General features: G+C 73.5%; 3 protein-coding genes. 1 reads left to right on the top strand and 2 read right to left on the bottom strand.

Going from position 1 to position 3,261, the window contains the following annotated elements:
• Positions 1-61: 61 nt before the first annotated feature.
• Both ribA and MCM47_RS39615 read right to left on the bottom strand, forming a co-directional pair.
• Positions 62-706, bottom strand: a complete 645-nt coding sequence (gene ribA / locus MCM47_RS39620; RefSeq protein ID WP_238951704.1) for a GTP cyclohydrolase II — start codon at positions 704-706, stop codon at positions 62-64.
• A 221-nt stretch (positions 707-927) separates the two neighbouring features.
• Positions 928-1,755, bottom strand: coding sequence for a hypothetical protein (locus MCM47_RS39615; RefSeq protein WP_238951703.1), 828 nt, complete (start codon positions 1,753-1,755; stop codon positions 928-930).
• 210 nt (positions 1,756-1,965) lie between these two features.
• On the opposite strand from MCM47_RS39615, the gene MCM47_RS39610 reads away from it, so the two are divergent.
• On the top strand, positions 1,966-3,240 hold the full coding sequence (locus tag MCM47_RS39610) for a hypothetical protein (RefSeq protein ID WP_238951702.1): 1,275 nt from the start codon (positions 1,966-1,968) through the stop codon (positions 3,238-3,240).
• The last annotated feature ends 21 nt before the right edge of the window (positions 3,241-3,261 follow it).

The raw sequence follows: 3,261 nt of genomic DNA, 5'->3' as shown, positions 1-3,261 counted from the left end.
CCGGACCGCCGTCGTGCTTCCCGGCCCACGGGTCCGACCGGCCGACCGGGCCGACGCCGGCTCAGCCCACCAGGCGGGAGAGCTCGATCGAGTGGCCGGTCCGCTCGACCTTGGCACGCAGGTAGCGGATGTTGCTGGCGGACAGGTGGACGCCGGTCGGGACCCGGCGCCCGACGGTGATGCCGAGGGCGGCCAGCTGCGCGGCCTTGTCCGGGTTGTTGCTCAACAGGTCGACGGTGCCGGCGCCGATCGCGGTGAGCATCTGGGCGGCGGCCGTGTAGTCGCGCCCGTCCTCGGGCAGACCGAGCGCGGTGTTGGCGTCGTAGGTGTCCAGGCCGGAGTCCTGGAGCGCGTAGGCGTCCAGCTTGTTGTAGAGGCCGATGCCCCGGCCCTCCTGACGCAGGTACACCAGGTAGCCGCCGGCCTCGGCGATCCGCTCCACCGACTCGCGCAGCTGGGGGCCGCAGTCGCACCGGTCCGAGCCGAACACGTCGCCCGTCAGGCACTCGGAGTGCAGCCGCACCAGCGGCGTCCCGCCCGCCGGGACCGTGCCGAGGGCGAGCGCGAGGTGCTCGGCGCCGTCGGCCAGGCCGTGGAAGGTGAAGACCTCGGCCTCGGCGCGGTAGCCGTCGGGGAAGGTCAGCGGGATGCGGACCCGGGTGCGCACGGTGGCGGTCCCGGGCAGCGGTGGGGCAGGGTGCGGCATGGGCGGGGCCTCCGTTACCGGTGTGGTGGTCGGGTGTCGACCGTACTAGGTAGTTCCAATTTGAACAACAGCGGCGGCACCGCCGGGGTGCGGCGTGAGGTGCGGCGGAGGCTGGCAACGCCGCGAAAGCGGTGGATCTTCCCGCAGGCCGCACGACGAACCGCCCGTCCCGCACGCACGGTGCGCGGGACGGGCGGTCGGTGTGGCGGTGCCGGAGAACGCTAGCCGTCGACGCGACGGGTCATGGCGGCGCGGATGGTGCGCGTGCGCTCGGCGAGGGCGGCCAGGTCGAGGTTGTGCGGCCCCTGGTCGAGGTCCGTGACGCTGCCGATGGTGTTGGGGTCGGCCCAGGCGCAGACGGCGACCACGTCGCGCGTCCCGTTGGGCCGCGCCGTGCACTTGAGGGCGCCGCCGAGCTGACCGGGCGGGAAGGCGGTGTAGCCGGCGCCGGGTGTCGGGTGCAGGGAGAGCGCCGGGTCCGCGCCGCCGAGCAGGTCGTCCAGTTCGAGCACCGGGCTGGCGAAGGCGCCGGTCGAGCCGACCACCACGAGGTCGGCGTCCTTGGACCCCGGGAGTCGGTAGCCGGCCACGAAGTGCTCGCGATAGCGGAGGTAGGCCGGCAGGTCGGGGAACATCTCGGCGTCCTGGGCGGCGTACGCACCCGAGGTGTCGGGGTCGCGGGTGAGGTCGCCGATCTGCTGCTGGACGTCCAGCCGGTACCGCGCCGGGTCGTCCGGCCCGAGGACGGCGGCGAGCACCACGATCGCGGTCACCGCGGCCACTGCGCCACCGGTCACCTTCCAGACCCGCGGCGACACCCGCCGGTACCACGGCGGCACCGGTGTCGGCGGTGCGGCCCAGTGGGCGCGCAGTCGGGCTCGGGCGCTTTCGGCGGCGCTCGCCGCGGGCTCGGCGACCCGATCCCCCGCGGCGGCTGCGGTGGTGTCGGCGGCTGCGGCGGTCCCTGCTGATGCCGCGGTCCCTGCGGATGTCGCGGTCTCGGCGGGCGCCACGGTCTCGGCCGCGGATTCGTCACCCGGTCTGGGCATGCTGATCGGAGTCCCCCTCCTGGTGGTCCGCCCGCGACGGGCGGACTGCTTCGGCACGGAACAATGGGCCCTCGGCCGTCGCACCGTCAAACGGCTTTTCCCGCAACCGCGTCGGCGGACGCGCACCGCTGCGCGGACCGGCCGGCGCCGGGATTCGCCCAGGGGTTACGGCTTGTCATGTGCCCCGTGCTGCACCTACGTTCTGTCACCATGACCACGTCACGCAGGACGATCATCAAGGGCATGGCCGCCGCGCCCCTCGCGGCGATCGCGGGCGCGGCCTTCGCCCCGGCGGTGGCCGAGGCCGCGGCGCTGACGCCCGGCCAGTTCACGCTGGCCGAGCGGACGGGGAACAGCCACGGCACGTACGCGGACCTCGCCGCCGGTCTGGCCCGGGTGCTGCCCGGGGTAACGGTGGCCGACGTGCTGGCGAGCGCGAACCGGGACGCGCAGCACCTGTCGGGGGCGCCGAACGGGGTCGGGGCCTTCCAGGACGGCTTCGCCTGGAACCCGGGGGACCAGGGCGTCGCGGAGTGGGTCCCGCAGGGCGTCACCACCAGCGCCGACGCGCTGGGCTCCGGTGTCTGGGGCGGCAAGCGGGTGGTCCTGGTGTCCTGGTACTTCGACACCGACCCGAACGGCGACGGCACCCCCGACTTCGCGATCAACAAGGGCGTCCGGGTCTCCTTCGTCGACCACACCGACCGGCTCGCGCCCCGGTACCGGCACGTCCTGCTGGTCGAACCGGTGAAGACCTCCGCAGGCGCCTACTCCTACGCCCCGGTGCAGCGGCACGCGGGCGGCATCCTCTGGTACGGCAACCTGCTCTACATGGTGGACACCACCAAGGGCCTGCGGGTGTTCGACCTCGACACGCTCTTCGAGGTGGCGACCGGCAAGTCCGACGTCTGCGGGCTGGACGCCGACGGCAGGTACTACGCCCACGACTACCGCTACGTGCTGCCGCAGAGCGCCGCGTACGACAACACCGGCACGCTGCTGCGGTTCTCCTGCCTCGGGCTCGACCGGGCCGGCACGCCGGACAGCCTGACCGTCGGCGAGTACGCGGCGGACCTCGCCGACCCGGTGGTGGACTACGCGGGCACCGGCTGGAACGGCAACGGGACGAAGATCGGCACGCCCAAGGTGGTGCGCTGGAACCTGGACCACACGGACCGCCGGCTCGGCTCGACCACCGCCTCGGAGGCGCTCACGGTCAAGCAGGGCAAGATCCAGGGCGTCGTCTCGCAGCAGTCGAAGCACTACCTCTCCACCAGCAACGGCTCTGCCAACGGCAGCCTGCGCACCGTGACGTCCGGATCGGACACGCCGTCCACCGTCGCCAGGCTGGCGGTGGGCAGCGAGGACCTGAGCTTCCACAGCGCGGCCACCACCGACTGGGCCTATCCCGAGTCGGTGATCTGGAACCTCAGCGAGTACGCCGGGGCCAGGTACGTCTACGCGGTGCGGGCCGACGGCTCCTGACCGGCGGCCCGGCGCGCCCCT

It is taken from the genome of Kitasatospora sp. A2-31, from assembly GCF_022288725.1.
Classification (GTDB): Bacteria; Actinomycetota; Actinomycetes; order Streptomycetales; family Streptomycetaceae; genus Kitasatospora.
The sequence above is the reverse complement of the archived record's forward strand: the minus strand, read 5'-3'. Positions and strand labels throughout refer to the sequence as shown.